Raw genomic sequence first — 17,296 nt, forward strand, 5'->3', positions numbered from 1 at the left:
TCCATCACGGGGTCCCGGAAGGACTGAGGGACCCTTTGCGGATCTGTCCCCACCAAGTGGTTCGGCGGAGCCTCGCGCGGCTCAGCGTCACCCGGTCGACATTTGTGCGCAGGTCCCTACGGATGAGCGAAGGGCGGCGAAAGCCCAGGTAAGTACGGCCTTCCTTGCTGGCGGGCGGGAAATTCCGAGCGTAGCTTGGGTGTTGTCCAAGAATAGAAATAGTCCAATTAGCACTCCGGGCAACACGGTCCGAGCAGCACTTCGGGAGACCCTGGCATGGCCATCATCGAGACCGAGGCGGCGCTTCACGAGGCGCACCGCGACAACCACACCCACCGGGACGTGAGCGGCGGCTGGCTGCGGCCCGCCGTCTTCGGCGCGATGGACGGTCTGGTCTCCAACCTGGCGTTGATGACGGGTGTGGCGGGCGGTGCCGTGTCCCATCGGACGATCGTCATCACCGGGCTCGCGGGGCTGGCCGCCGGTGCCTTCTCCATGGCGGCCGGCGAGTACACCTCCGTCGCCTCGCAGCGCGAACTCGTCGAGGCCGAACTCGACGTCGAGCGGCGGGAGTTGAGGAAGTACCCCAAGGACGAGGAGCGGGAGCTCGCCGAGCTGTACCAGGCGCGGGGCGTCGAGTCCGGTCTCGCCCGTGAGGTCGCCCGGCAGCTGTCGAAGGACCCCGAGCAGGCCCTGGAGATACACGCCCGCGAGGAGCTGGGCATCGATCCCGGCGACCTGCCCTCGCCGACCGTCGCCGCCGTGTCGAGCTTCGGCTCGTTCGCCCTGGGCGCCCTGCTCCCCGTACTCCCTTATCTGCTGGGCGCGACCGCCCTGTGGCCCGCTCTGCTGCTCGCGTTCCTCGGGCTCTTCGCGTGCGGTGCGATCGTGGCCAGGGTGACCGCGAAGTCCTGGTGGTACAGCGGACTGCGCCAGCTCGCGCTGGGCGGTGCCGCGGCCGGTGTGACGTACGCCCTGGGCACTCTGTTCGGTACGGCCGTAGGATGACCCGCGCACCGTTGGGTCGAGCAGCTATGCACGGGACTGCATAAGTAGTCGTTACTCAACGGTTTCGAATCCTTAACCACTGGGCATGAGCCGTAAGCGCTGCGGGCAATGAGGCCTGCACGGCAATTGAAGCGTTGGGCGACGTTGCCTGCCGCGATCGGGCCGACGGTCACTGATCTGTCCGAAAAGGTCCCCTTGTTCAGCCGCCACGAGCGGCCCCCGCCGCGACCCGCGGCGTCCGCATGCTGGAACGCCGTATCCGGTTCCCGAGAACGGCTCCATCATGTAACCTGCACGAAATTTTGCACTTTTCGCAGAGGGCCAACGTCGTCCCTCGGCACTCGCATATGCCACGACGACGACGGGAGAGCCGATGCGTACGCCGCGCCAGCCGTCCCAGCACTCCGCGAATGGCCAGAACTGGTCCTTCATGGATGCTCGCCCTGCCGCGCAGGGGATGTACGACCCGCGCAACGAGCACGACGCCTGTGGCGTCGGCTTTGTGGCCACCCTCACCGGTGAGGCGAGCCACGCGCTGGTCGAACAGGCGCTGACCGTGCTCCGCAATCTGGAGCACCGCGGCGCGACCGGCTCGGAGCCCGACTCCGGCGACGGGGCCGGCATCCTCTCCCAGGTGCCCGACACCTTCTTCCGGGAGGTGGCCGAATTCGAGCTGCCCGAGGCGGGCTCGTACGCGGTCGGTATCGCCTTCCTTCCGGAGGACGGCACCGCCGAGGCCGTCTCACGGATCGAGACGATCGCCGCCGACGAGGGCCTGACGGTCCTCGGCTGGCGCGAGGTCCCGACCGCCCCCGAACTCCTCGGCGCCACCGCCCGCTCGACGATGCCCCTCTTCCGTCAGATCTTCGTGACGGACGGAATCAGCCAGGGCATCGATCTCGACCGCAGGGCGTTCGTGCTGCGCAAGCGCGCCGAGCGCGAGGCCGGCGTGTACTTCCCGTCGCTCTCCGCCCGGACGATCGTCTACAAGGGCATGCTGACCACCGGCCAGCTGGAGCCCTTCTTCCCGGACCTGTCCGACCGCCGCTTCGCCTCCGCGATCGCGCTCGTGCACTCCCGGTTCTCCACGAACACCTTCCCGAGCTGGCCGCTCGCCCACCCGTACCGCTTCGTCGCGCACAACGGCGAGATCAACACGGTCAAGGGCAACCGCAACTGGATGGTGGCCCGCGAGTCCCAGCTCGTCTCCGACCTCTTCGGCGACCAGGACAAGCTCGACCGCGTCTTCCCGATCTGCACGCCCGAGGCGTCCGACTCCGCGTCCTTCGACGAGGTGCTCGAACTCCTGCACCTGGGCGGCCGTTCGCTCCCGCACTCCGTGCTGATGATGATCCCGGAGGCGTGGGAGAACCACGACTCCATGGACCCGGCCCGCCGCGCCTTCTACCAGTTCCACTCCACGATGATGGAGCCCTGGGACGGCCCGGCCTGTGTCACCTTCACCGACGGCAAGCAGGTCGGCGCCGTACTGGACCGCAACGGTCTGCGCCCCGGCCGCTACTGGGTCACCGACGACGGCCTCGTCGTCCTCGGCTCCGAGGTCGGTGTCCTCGACATCGACCCCGCGAAGGTCGTCCGCAAGGGCCGCCTGCAGCCCGGCCGCATGTTCCTCGTCGACACCGTCGAGCACCGCATCATCGAGGACGACGAGATCAAGGCCGGCCTCGCCGCCGAGAACCCGTACGCGGAGTGGCTGGAGGCCGGCGAGATCGAGCTCTCCGACCTGCCCGAGCGTGAGCACATCGTGCACACGCACGCCTCGGTCACCCGTCGCCAGCAGACCTTCGGCTACACCGAGGAAGAGCTGCGCGTCATCCTCGCGCCGATGGCCAAGTCCGGCGGCGAGCCGCTCGGCTCCATGGGCACGGACTCGCCGATCGCGGCCCTGTCCGAGCGCCCGCGGCTGCTCTTCGACTACTTCACCCAGCTGTTCGCGCAGGTCACCAACCCGCCGCTGGACGCCATCCGCGAGGAGCTCGTCACCTCGCTGCGCTCCTCCCTCGGCCCGGCCGGCAACCTGCTCGAACCGACCGCCGCGTCCTGTCGCAGCGTCACCCTGCCCTTCCCGGTGATCGACAACGACGAGCTGGCCAAGCTCATCCACATCAACGCCGACGGCGACATGCCGGGCATGAAGGCCGCGACGCTGTCCGGCCTGTACCGGGTCTCCGGCGGGGGCGACTCGCTCGCCGCGCGCATCGAGGAGATCTGCACCGAGGCCGACGCCGCCATAGAGAACGGCGCCCGGCTGATCGTCCTCTCGGACCGTCACTCCGACGCCGAGCACGCGCCGATCCCCTCGCTGCTGCTCACCGCGGCCGTCCACCACCACCTCATCCGCACCAAGCAGCGCACCCAGGTGGGCCTGCTGGTCGAGGCCGGCGACGTCCGCGAGGTCCACCACGTGGCCCTCCTCATCGGCTTCGGCGCCGCGGCCGTCAACCCGTACCTCGCGATGGAGTCCGTCGAGGACCTCGTCCGGGCGGGCACGTTCCTCCCCGGCATGGAGTCCGAGCAGGCCATCCGCAACCTGATCTACGCGCTCGGCAAGGGCGTCCTCAAGGTCATGTCCAAGATGGGCATCTCGACCGTCGCCTCCTACCGCGGCGCCCAGGTCTTCGAGGCCGTCGGTCTCGACACGGCCTTCGTGCAGAAGTACTTCATCGGCACGGCCACCAAGATCGGCGGCGTCGGCATCGACGTCATCGCCAAGGAGGTCGCCGCCCGCCACGCGAAGGCGTACCCGGCCAGCGGCATCGCGCCCGCGCACCGCGCCCTCGACATAGGCGGCGAGTATCAGTGGCGCCGCGAGGGCGAGCCGCACCTGTTCGACCCGGAGACGGTCTTCCGCCTCCAGCACTCCACGCGCACCCGCCGCTACGACATCTTCAAGAAGTACACGGACCGGGTGAACGAGCAGTCCGAGCGCCTGATGACGCTCCGCGGCCTGTTCGGCTTCAAGTCCGGCCGCGAGCCGATCTCCATCGACGAGGTCGAGCCGGCCAGCGAGATCGTCAAGCGCTTCTCCACCGGCGCCATGTCCTACGGCTCCATCTCCAAGGAAGCCCACGAGACGCTCGCCATCGCCATGAACCAGCTGGGCGGCAAGTCCAACACCGGTGAGGGCGGCGAGGACGCGGACCGTCTGTACGACCCGGCACGCCGCTCGTCCATCAAGCAGGTCGCCTCCGGCCGCTTCGGTGTGACCTCCGAGTACCTGGTCAACGCGGACGACATCCAGATCAAGATGGCCCAGGGCGCCAAGCCCGGCGAGGGCGGCCAGCTGCCCGGCCACAAGGTCTACCCCTGGGTCGCCAAGACCCGGCACTCCACCCCGGGTGTCGGTCTGATCTCCCCGCCGCCGCACCACGACATCTACTCCATCGAAGACCTCGCCCAGCTGATCCACGACCTGAAGAACGCGAACCCGCAGGCGCGGATCCACGTGAAGCTGGTCTCCGAGGTCGGCGTCGGCACGGTCGCCGCGGGTGTGTCCAAGGCGCACGCGGACGTCGTCCTCATCTCCGGCCACGACGGCGGTACGGGCGCCTCCCCGCTCACCTCCCTCAAGCACGCCGGTGGACCCTGGGAGCTGGGCCTCGCCGAGACCCAGCAGACCCTGCTGCTCAACGGCCTGCGCGACCGCATCGTCGTACAGACCGACGGCCAGCTGAAGACCGGCCGTGACGTCGTCATCGCCGCGATGCTCGGCGCCGAGGAGTTCGGTTTCGCGACCGCGCCGCTCGTCGTCTCCGGCTGCGTCATGATGCGCGTCTGCCACCTGGACACCTGCCCGGTCGGCATCGCCACGCAGAACCCGGTGCTGCGCGACCGGTACGCCGGCAAGGCCGAGTACGTCGTGAACTTCTTCGAGTTCATCGCCGAGGAGGTCCGCGAGATCCTCGCCGAGCTGGGCTTCCGCACGATCGAGGAGGCCGTCGGCCACGCCGAGCACCTCGACGTGGAGCGGGCGGTCACCCACTGGAAGGCGCAGGGCCTGGACCTGTCCCCGCTCTTCTACGTGCCGGAGCTGCCCGAGGGCACCCCGCGCCACCAGGTCATCGAGCAGGACCACGGCCTGGAGAAGGCGCTCGACAACGAGCTGATCAAGCTCGCCGCCGACGCACTGGCCGCGGACTCCGTGACCGGTGCCCAGCCGGTGCGCGCCCAGGTCGCGATCCGCAACATCAACCGCACGGTCGGCACCATGCTCGGCCACGAGGTGACGAAGAAGTTCGGTGGCGCGGGCCTGCCCGACGACACCATCGACATCACCTTCACCGGGTCGGCCGGCCAGTCCTTCGGCGCCTTCCTGCCGCGCGGTGTGACGCTGCGCCTGGAGGGCGACGCCAACGACTACGTCGGCAAGGGCCTCTCCGGCGGCCGGGTGATCGTCCGTCCCGACCGGGGCGCCGACCACCTCGCCGAGTTCTCGACGATCGCGGGCAACACCATCGCGTACGGCGCGACCGGCGGCGAGCTGTTCCTCCGGGGCCGTACCGGCGAGCGCTTCTGCGTCCGCAACTCCGGCGCGACGGTGGTCTCCGAGGGCGTGGGCGACCACGGCTGCGAGTACATGACCGGCGGTCACGCGGTCGTCCTCGGCGAGACGGGCCGCAACTTCGCGGCCGGCATGTCGGGCGGCATCGCGTACGTCATCGACCTGAACCGCGACAACGTCAACGTCGGCAACCTCGGCGCGGTCGAGGAGCTCGACGACACCGACAAGCAGTGGCTGCACGACGTCGTGCGCCGCCACGCCGAGGAGACCGGCTCCACGGTCGCCGAGAAGCTCCTCGCCGAGTGGCCCGCGTCGGTGGACCGCTTCAGCAGGATCATCCCCAGCACGTACAAGGCAGTGCTCGCCGCCAAGGACGCCGCCGAGCGAGCCGGTCTCACCGAGACCGAGATCACCGAGAAGATGATGGAGGCGGCGACCAATGGCTGATCCCAAGGGCTTTCTCAACCACGGCCGCGAGGTCGCCAGGACCCGTCCGGTGGACGTGCGTCTCAAGGACTGGAACGAGGTCTACGTTCCGGGCTCGCTGCTCCCCATCATCCCCACGCAGGCCTCGCGCTGCATGGACTGCGGCATCCCGTTCTGCCACAACGGCTGTCCGCTCGGGAACCTCATCCCCGAGTGGAACGACTACGCGTACCGCGAGGACTGGTCCGCCGCCTCCGAGCGCCTGCACGCCACGAACAACTTCCCGGAGTTCACGGGCCGGCTGTGCCCCGCCCCGTGCGAGTCGGCGTGCGTCCTCGGCATCAACCAGCCCGCCGTGACCATCAAGAACGTCGAGGTCTCGATCATCGACAAGGCGTGGGACACCGGCGACGTCGCGCCCCAGGCCCCCGAGCGGCTCTCCGGCAAGACGGTCGCGGTCATCGGCTCCGGCCCGGCCGGCCTCGCCGCCGCGCAGCAGCTCACCCGGGCGGGCCACACCGTGGCGGTCTACGAGCGCGCGGACCGCGTCGGCGGCCTCCTGCGCTACGGCATCCCCGAGTTCAAGATGGAGAAGCGGCACATCAACCGCCGCATCGAGCAGATGCGCGCGGAGGGCACCCGCTTCCGTACGGGCATCGAGATCGGCCGCGACCTCAAGGCGACGGACCTGCGCAAGCGGTACGACGCCGTGGTCATCGCGGCCGGCGCGACCGTCTCCCGCGACCTGCCGGCCCCCGGGCGCGAGCTGAACGGCATCCACTTCGCCATGGAGTACCTGCCGCTCGCCAACAAGGTGCAGGAGGGCGACTTCGTGGCGCCCCCGATCACCGCCGAGGGCAAGCATGTCGTCGTCATCGGCGGCGGCGACACGGGCGCGGACTGCGTGGGCACCGCCCACCGCCAGGGCGCGGCCTCGGTCACGCAGCTGGAGATCATGCCCCAGCCGGGCGAGGACCGTGCTCCGAACCAGCCCTGGCCGACGTTCCCCATGCTCTACAAGGTCACCTCCGCGCACGAGGAGGGCGGCGAGCGGGTCTACTCCGTCTCCACCACCCACTTCGAGGGCGACGAGGACGGCAACGTGCAGTGGCTGCACCTCGTCGAGGTCGAGTTCATCGACGGCAAGCTGACGCAGAAGTCGGGCACGGAGCGCAAGATCCCCGCCCAGCTCGTCACCCTCGCCATGGGCTTCACGGGAACCGACCAGGAGAACGGCCTGGTCTCCCAGTTCGGCCTCGGCCTCGACGAGCGCGGCAACATCGCGCGCGACGCCGACTTCGCGACCAACGTGCCCGGCGTGTACGTCGCCGGTGACGCCGGCCGGGGTCAGTCCCTCATCGTCTGGGCCATCGCGGAGGGCCGCTCGGCCGCCCGTGGGGTCGACCGCTTCCTGACCGGGGAGAGCGACCTGCCGGCCCCGATCCGCCCGACGGACCGTTCCCTGATGGTCTGACGGTTCGCCTCGAAAGACGTCCCGTACAACGGTGTACGGAACTGAGCACGGCGCCTGCCCTTTGTCCCCGACCGGACGACGGTGGGCGCCGTGGTGCGTCCGGGGCCTTTTCTCGCGGGCGGAGCCCCTGAGCAGGTGACGGGCGTCAGTCGATCTTGTACGACAGGCCGTACACCTTCCACTCCAGCGGTGTGCGGAGGCCCAGGTTTCCCTCGTACAGGAACCTCCGCTGGGCCGTGTCCACGCGGGTCGTGTCGCGCTTCTCGGACTTCATGGTCGCGCGGCGGGTGTCCAGGAAGATGTCGAGGTAGCTCTGCTCGTCGCCGCCCTCCGTGGGGGTGTCGGCCTCGGCCATGGCGCGCTCGCGGATGCCGTGGAAGCCGGGGTCGCCGGGGCCGTGCATGACCATGGCGTCGTAGTAGATGAACTGGCCGAGCGCGCCCAGGCCGTCACGCTTGGCGAGGCGGACCGCCGGGCCGAAGTAGACGCGGTCGCGCTGGGAGTCCTGGACGCGCTTGAAGGCGTCCTTCTGCGCCTCCTCCTTCCAGGCGGCGGTGAAACCGGGGTCCAGGCCCTCGTGGGAGTCCGAGCCGTCGACGGAGCGCAGGGCCGGGAGGTACGGCTCCAGGGCGTTGTCCGGATGGGACTCGGTGTACAGCTCCACCAGCTTGAGCAGGTCGTGCGTGCCGGTGGTGAAGCCGATGATCCCGGCGGTGTAGCCGCGGCCGTCGCCTATGTCCTCGACGTAGTCGTACTGGTCACGCCAGTCGAGGCTGGAGTTCTCGGCGCTCGACACGATCCGCTGGGCCAGCTCCTTCTTCTCCGGGGAGTCCAGGTCGGCCGATCCGGAGGAGCCCGACCCGGAGGAAGCCGACGGGGAGGAGTTCCGGGCGTCGGAAGGCCCGTCGTCGCCCTTCTGGTCGGGCACCGCGACGTACACCGTCACCGCGACGAGAGGGACGGCGACGAACATCAGACGGCCAGCGCGTTTCATGGGCAAAGAGTACGATCGGCTCCCAGTGCCGTGCCGCATCGGGTGGAGATTCTGTGATCGTCGGGGGAGGATCTGTGAGCGCGGAGGAACTGGCGCTGCTGCGGACGGAGTTGAGCGCTCCACCGCCGGAGAGCTTCGCAACGCTGGACGACACACAGGTCCGGACACTCACACAGACACTGCGCCGGGCACGGGAACGCCGGGCTTCCGGGCTGAACGAGGCCGTCGAGGACGCCCTGACCCTCGTACCGGCCCTGACCAGGGAACCCCTCCGCCGGATGCTCTTCCGTTAGCCAGGAGACCCCTCCCGCATGGACACACTGCGCAGCAGGGCCGAGATCCTGAAGCTCGCCCGCCTGCTGGATGTCGAACCACGGCAGCTGGCGTTCCTCGAAGAGCTGCCCGTCCACGATGTGCGCGCCTTCCGCGAGAGATCCGTCGCCGCGCTCTTCGACGACGCCCCCCGGATCCTCGACCGCATCGCCGCGAAGACGAGGCTGCTGCCCGCGGGTGTCGCCGCGGCCATCTCGCAGAAGGCACTCGGGCCGCGCCTGGCCGCCGCCCTCGCCGGACGCCTCGAACCGGTCCGCGCCGCCGACATCATCGAGCGGCTCCCGCCCGAGTTCACGGCCCGCTGCTGCCACCACGTCGACCCGCGCCGGATCGCCGGGATCATGGGCAGACTGGACGACGACATCGTCGTACGGATCGCCCTCGTCCTCGCCGACCGCCGCGACCACCTCACGATGGGCCGGTTCGTCGGGCATCTGCGGGACTCCGCGCTGCTGCGGATCCTGCCGCGGCTCGACGACGCGACCCTGCTGCTCACCGGCTTCGTCATTGACCACCCGGAACGGCTCGGCCACATCGTCGAGCTGCTGGGCGAGGAGCGGGTGTCGTCGGTCATCGCGTCCGCCGCCGACGACGGACTGTGGCCGGAGGCCATGGCCGTCGCGAGCATGGCCTCCGGCGAACAGCGGGCCAGGATCGCCTCCCTCACCGCCGCCCAGCCCGAGGCCCGGCTCGACTCCCTCGTCCGCACCACCGCCGAGCAGGACCTGTGGGAGTCGCTCCTGCCGATCGTGACCGCGCTCGACGAGGACGAGCTGCGGGCCGTCGCCGCGCTGCCCGCGCTGCGGGACCGCGCGGTGCTCGACGGGCTCGTCCGCGGGGTGGTGGCGACCGGGCTGTGGGCGGAGTTCCTCCCGATGGTGGCGGCGATGCCGCCGACCGCCCGGCGGATCGTCGCGAAGGCCGCGGGAGCGCTCTCCGATCCCGACATCGAGGCGCTGGCCGTCGGCGTCGAGAAGGAGGACCTGTGGGAACTGGTATTCCCGCTGGTCGAGTTGATGGGTGACGGGGCCCGGCGGCGGCTCTTCGAGCTGCCGGCGTTCCGGGAGCGGGCGGCCGGTTAGGCTCACCCGGTCGGATCATGGCCGGAAGGAGCCCGCATGGCCGGGATCAGCCTCACCAAGGTGGAGGAGACCGCGCCCGCGCTGGTCAGCCTCTACAAGAGCGCGGGGGTCTCCCTCACCAAACACGGACTGAGCGGACAGCGGGCCGCCGTCTATCTCGTCGTCGACTACTCGGGGTCGATGAAGCCGTACTACGCCGACGGCAGCGTGCAGGCGCTCGCCGACCGTGTGCTCGGTCTGAGCGCGCACTTCGACGACGACGGGACCGTGCCTGTCGTCTTCTTCTCCACGGACATCGACGCCGTCACCGACATCGCGCTCGACAGCCACGCGGGGCGGGTGGAGCGGATCGTCGCCGGGCTCGGGCACATGGGCAAGACCAGCTACCACCTGGCGATGGACGCCGTCATCGACCACTACCTCGACAGCGGCTCCAAGGACCCCGCCCTGGTCGTCTTCCAGACCGACGGCGGACCGATCAACAAGCTTGCCGCGGAGCGGTACCTCTGCAAGGCCGCGAAGCTGCCCCTGTTCTGGCAGTTCATCGGCTTCGGGGACCCGTCCAGCAAGCAGTTCGACTTCCTGCGCAGGCTCGACGACCTGGCCGTTCCGGGGAAGCGGGCCGTCGACAACGCCGGCTTCTTCCACGCCGGTTCGGACCCCCGCCGGGGCGTCTCCGACGGTGAGCTGTACGACCGGCTGCTGGGCGAGTTCCCACGGTGGCTGTCGGCGGCCCGGGCCGCGGGGATCGTCGAGTGACACGGGGTGCCTGAGCCGGTGGGGGTTGTTCGCGCGGTGACCAACCCCTTTGGCTTCGCAGAACCCCGTGACACTCTGAACCGAGCCTATGGGGAGGGCCACGAATGGACGCGCGGAGCAACGGGAGAGCGGCACAGCCGGGCAAGGGCGAGAAGGTGGCGGACTGGGCCGACGGGCGGCTCGGGATCTACACACTGGCCAAGACCCAGCTGCGCAAGGTGTTCCCGGACCACTGGTCCTTCATGCTGGGCGAGGTCTGCCTCTACAGCTTCCTCATCCTGATCCTCACCGGTGTCTACCTCACCCTCTTCTTCGAGCCCAGCGCCGCCGAGGTCGTCTACAACGGCTCGTACGAACCCCTCAACGGCATCATCATGACCAGGGCGTACGAGTCCACCCTCGACATCAGCTTCGACGTGCGCGGCGGACTGCTGATCCGGCAGATCCACCACTGGGCCGCGATCGTCTTCGTCGCCGGAATGCTCGTGCACATGATGCGCGTGTTCTTCACGGGCGCCTTCCGCAAGCCGCGCGAGCTGAACTGGCTGTTCGGCTGGACCCTGCTGTTCCTCGGCATCATCACCGGCCTGACCGGCTACTCGCTCCCCGACGACCTGCTCTCCGGCACCGGCCTCCGCTTCGCGCAGGGCGCGATCCTGTCCGTGCCGATCGTGGGCACGTATCTCGCGTTCTTCCTCTTCGGAGGGGAGTTCCCGGGACACGACATCATCTCCAGGCTGTACCCGATCCATGTCCTCCTGCTGCCCGGGATCATGCTCGGCCTGGTCGTCGCCCATCTGATCCTGGTCTTCTACCACAAGCACACCCAGTACCCCGGGCCCGGCCGCGAGCAGAAGTCCGTGGTGGGCATGCCGTTCATGCCGGTCTACATGGCCAAGGCCGGCGGCTTCTTCTTCCTGGTCTTCGGCGTGCTGTCGATGATGGGCGCGATCGCGACGATCAACCCCGTGTGGGCCTTCGGGCCCTATCGTTCCGATCTGGTCACCACCGGCGCCCAGCCCGACTGGTACCTCGGCTTCTCCGAGGGGCTGATCCGGGTGATGCCGGGATGGGAGATCAACGCCTGGGGGCACACCCTGCAGTTGGGCGTCTTCATCCCCTTCTCCCTCTTCCCGCTGATCATGGTGGCGATCGGCGTCTACCCGTTCATCGAGGCATGGATCACCGGGGACAAACGCGAGCACCACATCCTGGACCGGCCCCGCAACGTCCCCACGCGCACGGGGCTCGGCGTGGCCTGGCTGAGTCTGTACGGGGTGCTGCTGATCGGCGGCGGCAACGACATCGTGGCCACGCATCTGCATCTGTCGATCAACTCGATCACCTGGTTCGTCCGGATCGGCTTCTTCGTGGTCCCGGTGATCGCCTTCGTCGTCACGAGACGCGTCTGCATGGCGCTCCAACGCGGCGACCGCGACAAGGTGTTGCACGGCAGGGAGTCCGGCGTCATCAGGCGGCTGCCGCACGGCGAGTTCGTCGAGGTGCACGAACCCCTCACCCCGGCCCAGCGGTTCACCCTCACCCAGCACGAGCAGGACGTGCCCTACGACGTGGGCCCGCTCGTCGACGCGAACGGCGTCGAGCGGAAGGTCAAGCCGTCCCAGCGGCTGAGGGCGCGGCTCGCCCGGGCCATGTACGGGCAGAACGCGCAGATCCCCAAGCCGACCGTCGAGGAGTACCGCGAACTCACGAGCAGCGACGACCATCACCACTGAGCGCACAGCTGCTGGGGGCACGGCTACTTCGGGGCTCAGCTGTTGAGGACCAGCTCGCGGCATTCGCCGGGCGTGCCCCAAGCCGTGCGCAGTGCGCGGGCCTTGGTCAGCCAGAGGGAGAGGTCGTACTCCGCGGTGTAGCCGATCGCGCCGTGCAGTTGCAGGGCGGTACGGGCGGTCGTGTACGCCGCCTCGCAGGCCGTGACCTTGGCGGCGGCCACGTCGGCCGGGTCCATGGTCAGGGCCGCGCCGAAGAGGAGCGGGCGCGCGAACTCCAACGCGACCTTGGCGTCGGCCAGTCGGTGCTTCACCGCCTGGAACGAGCCTATGGGGACGCCGAACTGGCTGCGCTGCTTCACGTACGCCACGGTCCTGTCGAGCAGGGTCAGTCCCACACCGAGTGCCTGCGCGGCGGTCGCGAGCCGGGCCCAGGTCAGGGCGTGGGCGGTGGCGGCGGTGACTTGGGGGCCGGTGGCGAGGAGTTCGCCGCCCGTTTCCTCCAGCCGGGTGAGACGCCGGGCCGGATCCATGGACGTACGGACCGGCCCGTGCCCCTGGGTCAGCCTCAACTCGCCGCCTGCACTGCCCTCGTCACCCTTGCCGCTGTCGACCGCGAGGTGGATGGTGGCCGCGTCCCCGTCCAGCGCGTACGAGCCGCACGAACCGTCCAAGGCGGCCACCGTCGCGATCGTCTCCCCGGATGCCAGCCCCGGCAGGAACCTCTTCGCCAGGCCCGGTTCCGACAGCAGGGCGGCCGCCGCCACCGTCTCCACCAGCGGGCCCGGTACCGCGTGCCGCCCCAACTCCACTAAGGCGACGGCCAGTTCGACGGGGAGCGGCCCGACACCCTCGTACGTCTCGGGGACCGCCAGCGCGAACACTCCCGCGTCGGCGACACGGGACCACAGGGCCAGCCCGGCCGTATGGTCACCGGCGCCCCACGACCGTACGACCGACGGGGTGTCCGCCGCCGTCAGCAGGGCGTCCAACGAGTGGGCGAAGGCACGCTGTTCGTCGTCCAGGAGGAAACGCATCAGCGGCGTCCCTTCGGCAGGCCCAGGAGGCGTTCGGCGATGATGTCGCGCTGGATCTCGTTCGTGCCCGCGTAGATGGGACCGGCGAGGGAGAAGACGTACCCCTCGGCCCAGCCGCTGTCCTCGTCGTCAGTGGCATCCGTCAACTCCCCCTCCCCGCCCAGGAGATCGAGTGCCGTCTCGTGCAGCGCTATGTCGTACTCGGACCAGAAGACCTTGTTCAGGCTGGACTCCGGGCCGATGGGCTCGCCGTCGAGGAAACGGGAGGCGCCCGCGTACGTGAAGAGCTGGTACGCGCGGGCGCCGATCACCGCGTCGGCCACCCGGTCGCGGGTGAACGGGTCCCGGCCGCGCGCCCGCCAGAGCGCGGCCAGGCGGTCGGCCGAGGCCAGGAAGCGGCCGGGGGAGCGGAGGGTCAGCCCGCGCTCGTTGCCCGCCGTCGACATGGCGACCCGCCAGCCCTGGCCGGGCTCGCCGATCACGTCCTCGTCCGGCACGAACACGTCGTCCAGGAAGAGTTCGGCGAAGGCCGGCTTGCCGTCCAGGCGGCCGATCGGGCGGACGGTCACGCCCGGCGCGCGCAGGTCGAACATCAGGTACGTGAGGCCCTGGTGGGGCTTCGGAGTGTCGGGCTCGCTGCGGAACGGGCCGAACGCGCGGTCGGCGAACGCGGCCCGCGACGACCACGTCTTCTGCCCGCTCAACAGCCAGCCGCCGTCCGTGCGCACCGCCCTGGACCTGAGGGAGGCGAGGTCGGACCCGGCCTCGGGCTCGGACCAGGCCTGCGCCCAGACGACCTCGCCGGAGGCCATCGGCGGCAGGATCCGGGCCCGCTGCTCCTCGGTGCCGTGGTCGAAGAGGGTCGGCGCGAGGAGGTTGATGCCGTTCTGGCCGACCCGGCCCGGCGCGCTCGCCGCGTAGTACTCCTCCTCGAAGACCAGCCACCGTACGAGTCCCGCGTCCCGCCCGCCGTACGCGGCCGGCCAGGACACCACCGACCAGCGGTCCGCGGCGAGTTCGGCCTCCCACGCGCGGTGGGCGGCGAAGCCCTCCTCGGTCTCCAGGGAGGGCAGCGGCGGCGACGGGACGTGCGTGTGCAGCCAGGCGCGCGCCTCGGCGCGGAAGGCGTCCTGGTCGGCCGTGAAGTCGAGGTCCATCAGCGGCGATCCTTCCCTAACAAGTGTTTGGTAGGTTAGCGTGGCGTCATGACAGACGTCGAGAGTCCGGAGTACGTGCCTGGGCACGGGCTGCTGAAAGGACGTACGGCCGTCGTCACCGCCGCCGCGGGCGCGGGCATCGGCGGCGCCACCGCGCGCCGCTTCCTGGAAGAGGGCGCGCGCGTGCTGATCAGCGACGCGCACGCGCGACGGCTCAAGGAGTACGAGGCCGAGCTGGCCGGGGAGTTCGAGGGCGTCTCGGCGCTTGCGTGCGACGTCACCGACGAGGCCCAGGTGCAGGCGCTCTTCGATACGGCCGTGCGGCAGCACGGGCGGCTCGACATCGTCGTCAACAACGCCGGTCTCGGCGGGACTTCGGACCTCGTCGACATGGCCGACGAGCAGTGGTCGAAGGTGCTCGACGTGACACTGAACGGCACCTTTCGGTGCACGCGGGCTGCCCTTCGTGCTTTCCGGGAGGGCGGGCACGGCGGCGTGATCGTCAACAACGCCTCCGTCGTCGGCTGGCGCGCTCAGGCGGGGCAGGCGCACTACGCGGCGGCGAAGGCAGGGGTCATGGCGCTGACCCGGTGCGCGGCGATCGAGGCGGCGGAGCACGGCGTGCGGGTCAACGCCGTCTCGCCGAGCCTCGCCATGCACCCGCACCTGGTGAAGGTGACGACCCCCGAACTCCTGGAGGAACTGACGTCCCGCGAGGCCTTCGGGCGGTACGCCGAGCCGTGGGAGGTGGCCAACGTGATCGTGTTCCTGGCGTCCGGCTACTCCTCGTACATGACCGGCGAGATCGTCTCGGTGAGCAGCCAGCATGCGTAGGCGGTCGGTGGCCGGAGCCCCCGGGACGAGGACCGGGACCGGGACCGGGACTGGGACCGGGACTGGGACCGGGACCACAATGGAAACGTGCCTACCAAGAAGAAGCCCCAGGTGACCGCCGCGCCCGCCCGCCGTCGCGAACTTCTCGACACCGCCGCCGAGGTCTTCGCCGAGCAGGGCTACAACGCCACCACCGTCCGCAAGATCGCGGACCACGCGGGCATGCTCGCGGGCAGCCTCTACTACCACTTCGACTCCAAGGAATCGATGCTGGAGGAGATCCTGCGGACCTTCATGGACGAGCTGTGGGACGGGTACGACACCGTCCTGGAGGCCGAGCTCGGCCCGCGCGAGACGCTGGAGGCCCTGGTCACCGAGTCCTTCCGGGAGATCGACCGGCACCGCGCGGCCGTCGCGATCTACCAGCGGGAGTCCAGGCACCTCGTCGCGCAGGAACGGTTCGCGTTCCTCGCCGAGTCGCAGCGCAAGTTCGAGAAGACATGGCTGGCCACGCTGGAGCGGGGCGTGGCCGGCGAGGTCTTCCGGGACGACCTCGACATCCGGCTCACCTACCGGTTCGTGCGCGACACGGTGTGGGTCGCCGCGTCCTGGTACCGGCCCGGCGGACAGCACAGCCCGGAGGAGATCGCCCGGCAGTACCTGTCGATGGTCCTCGACGGAATCGCCGTACGTACGTAACTCGCTGGGCCACTGGGCCCACTGAACCCGTTGATCTCGCTGAACCCACCGAGGAGCCCGAGGAGTTGTCATGGCCGAGGCCTACATAGTCGAAGCGGTCCGTACGCCCGTGGGGCGCCGGAAGGGCGGCCTCGGCGGGGTCCATCCCGCCGATCTGGGCGCGCATGTGCTGAAGGCACTGGTCGAGCGGTCCGGGGTCGACCCGGCCGCCGTCGAGGACGTCGTCTTCGGGTGTCTGGACACCGTCGGGCCGCAGGCCGGGGACATCGCGCGGACGGCCTGGCTGGCGGCCGGGCTGCCCGAGGAGGTGCCCGGGGTGACGATCGACCGGCAGTGCGGGTCCTCGCAGCAGGCCGTGCACTTCGCCGCGCAGGGTGTCCTGTCCGGCACGCAGGACCTGGTGGTCGCGGGCGGCGTCCAGAACATGACGCAGATCCCCATCGCCTTCGCCTCCCGCCAGGCCGCGGAGCCGCTGGGGCTCACGGAGGGGCCGTTCGCGGGGAGCGAGGGGTGGCGGGCGCGGTACGGGGACCGGCCCGTCAACCAGTTCCACGGCGCCGAGCTGATCGCCGAGAAGTGGGGGATCAGTCGGCGGGACCAGGAGGAGTTCGCCCTGAGGTCGCATCAGCGGGCGCTCCGGGCGATCGACGAGGGGCGTTTCGAGCGGGAGGTCGTGCCGTTCGGGGACGTCGCCGTGGACGAGGGGCCGCGGCGGGACACCTCGCTGGAGAAGATGGCCGGGCTGAAGCCGGTGGTGGACGGCGGCACCATCACCGCCGCCTGCTCCTCCCAGGTCTCCGACGGCGCGGCCGCGATGCTCCTCGCGTCCGAGCGGGCCGTGCGCGAGCACGGGCTCACGCCTCGGGCGCGGGTTCACCATCTGTCGGTGCGGGGGGAGGACCCGATACGGATGCTTTCGGCGCCGATTCCGGCCACCGCGTACGCCCTGAAGAAGTCCGGGATGTCCATCGGCGACATCGACCTCGTCGAGATCAACGAGGCGTTCGCGCCTGTGGTCCTTGCCTGGCTGAAGGAGACCGGGGCGGATCCCGACCGGGTCAATGTCAACGGGGGTGCGATTGCCCTCGGGCATCCACTGGGGGCGACCGGGGTGAAGCTGATGACCACGTTGCTCCATGAACTGGAGCGGACGGGCGGGCGGTTCGGGCTGCAGACGATGTGTGAGGGCGGAGGTCAGGCGAACGTGACGATCGTCGAGCGGCTCTAGGCTGTTCGGT

Annotated in this window: 13 protein-coding genes; 10 read left to right on the forward strand and 3 right to left on the reverse strand. The window is 69.9% G+C overall.

The window, feature by feature from the left end; all coding sequences use genetic code 11:
* Positions 1-276: 276 nt before the first annotated feature.
* From ACH4YP_RS31235 to ACH4YP_RS31245, 3 genes are all read left to right on the forward strand, one after another.
* Complete coding sequence (locus tag ACH4YP_RS31235; RefSeq protein ID WP_361058578.1) at positions 277-1,008, forward strand: VIT1/CCC1 transporter family protein; 732 nt, start codon at positions 277-279, stop codon at positions 1,006-1,008.
* A gap of 373 nt (positions 1,009-1,381) precedes the next feature.
* Positions 1,382-5,977: a glutamate synthase large subunit gene (gene gltB / locus ACH4YP_RS31240; protein WP_398493959.1), complete on the forward strand. Its 4,596-nt coding sequence runs from the start codon at positions 1,382-1,384 to the stop codon at positions 5,975-5,977.
* Positions 5,970-7,430 (forward strand): glutamate synthase subunit beta, encoded by a 1,461-nt coding sequence (locus ACH4YP_RS31245; RefSeq protein ID WP_361058574.1) that lies wholly within the window; start codon positions 5,970-5,972, stop codon positions 7,428-7,430. The genes gltB and ACH4YP_RS31245 overlap by 8 nt, the downstream gene beginning before the upstream one ends.
* A gap of 145 nt (positions 7,431-7,575) precedes the next feature.
* On the opposite strand, the gene ACH4YP_RS31250 is transcribed toward ACH4YP_RS31245, so the two are convergent.
* Positions 7,576-8,424, reverse strand: coding sequence for a chitosanase (locus ACH4YP_RS31250; protein ID WP_398493960.1), 849 nt, complete (start codon positions 8,422-8,424; stop codon positions 7,576-7,578).
* Positions 8,425-8,498: 74 nt separating this feature from the next.
* Here ACH4YP_RS31250 and ACH4YP_RS31255 point away from each other — a divergent pair, with 74 nt between their 5' ends.
* From ACH4YP_RS31255 to ACH4YP_RS31270, 4 genes are all read left to right on the forward strand, one after another.
* Positions 8,499-8,717, forward strand: coding sequence for a hypothetical protein (locus ACH4YP_RS31255; protein WP_398493962.1), 219 nt, complete (start codon positions 8,499-8,501; stop codon positions 8,715-8,717).
* Between the two features lie 18 nt (positions 8,718-8,735).
* Positions 8,736-9,839 (forward strand): hypothetical protein, encoded by a 1,104-nt coding sequence (locus ACH4YP_RS31260; protein WP_398493964.1) that lies wholly within the window; start codon positions 8,736-8,738, stop codon positions 9,837-9,839.
* Positions 9,840-9,875: 36 nt separating this feature from the next.
* Entirely contained in the window at positions 9,876-10,598 is a 723-nt protein-coding gene (locus tag ACH4YP_RS31265; protein ID WP_398493965.1) for a vWA domain-containing protein, read from the forward strand.
* Between the two features lie 104 nt (positions 10,599-10,702).
* Complete coding sequence (locus tag ACH4YP_RS31270; RefSeq protein WP_398493966.1) at positions 10,703-12,334, forward strand: cytochrome bc complex cytochrome b subunit; 1,632 nt, start codon at positions 10,703-10,705, stop codon at positions 12,332-12,334.
* A gap of 35 nt (positions 12,335-12,369) precedes the next feature.
* Here ACH4YP_RS31270 and ACH4YP_RS31275 read toward each other — a convergent pair whose 3' ends face one another.
* Together ACH4YP_RS31275 and ACH4YP_RS31280 are read right to left on the reverse strand one after the other, a co-directional pair.
* Entirely contained in the window at positions 12,370-13,368 is a 999-nt protein-coding gene (locus tag ACH4YP_RS31275) for an acyl-CoA dehydrogenase family protein (RefSeq protein WP_398493968.1), read from the reverse strand.
* Complete coding sequence (locus tag ACH4YP_RS31280; protein ID WP_398493969.1) at positions 13,368-14,525, reverse strand: acyl-CoA dehydrogenase family protein; 1,158 nt, start codon at positions 14,523-14,525, stop codon at positions 13,368-13,370. Before ACH4YP_RS31280 ends, ACH4YP_RS31275 begins: the two co-directional genes overlap by 1 nt.
* Positions 14,526-14,573: 48 nt before the next feature.
* Between ACH4YP_RS31280 and ACH4YP_RS31285 the strand changes: the two genes are divergently transcribed.
* The 3 genes from ACH4YP_RS31285 to ACH4YP_RS31295 all read left to right on the forward strand — a co-directional run bounded on the left by ACH4YP_RS31285 (position 14,574) and on the right by ACH4YP_RS31295 (position 17,286).
* Positions 14,574-15,359 carry an SDR family oxidoreductase gene (locus tag ACH4YP_RS31285; protein WP_398493970.1) on the forward strand — a complete coding sequence of 262 codons (786 nt, stop codon included), beginning with the start codon at positions 14,574-14,576 and terminating at the stop codon, positions 15,357-15,359.
* Positions 15,360-15,446: 87 nt separating this feature from the next.
* Positions 15,447-16,058, forward strand: coding sequence for a TetR/AcrR family transcriptional regulator (locus ACH4YP_RS31290; protein WP_361058554.1), 612 nt, complete (start codon positions 15,447-15,449; stop codon positions 16,056-16,058).
* A gap of 70 nt (positions 16,059-16,128) precedes the next feature.
* Positions 16,129-17,286, forward strand: coding sequence for an acetyl-CoA C-acetyltransferase (locus ACH4YP_RS31295; protein ID WP_398493972.1), 1,158 nt, complete (start codon positions 16,129-16,131; stop codon positions 17,284-17,286).
* Positions 17,287-17,296 lie beyond the last annotated feature (10 nt).

This window comes from Streptomyces sp. NPDC020747 (assembly GCF_044334695.1).
Taxonomy (GTDB): domain Bacteria; phylum Actinomycetota; class Actinomycetes; order Streptomycetales; family Streptomycetaceae; genus Streptomyces.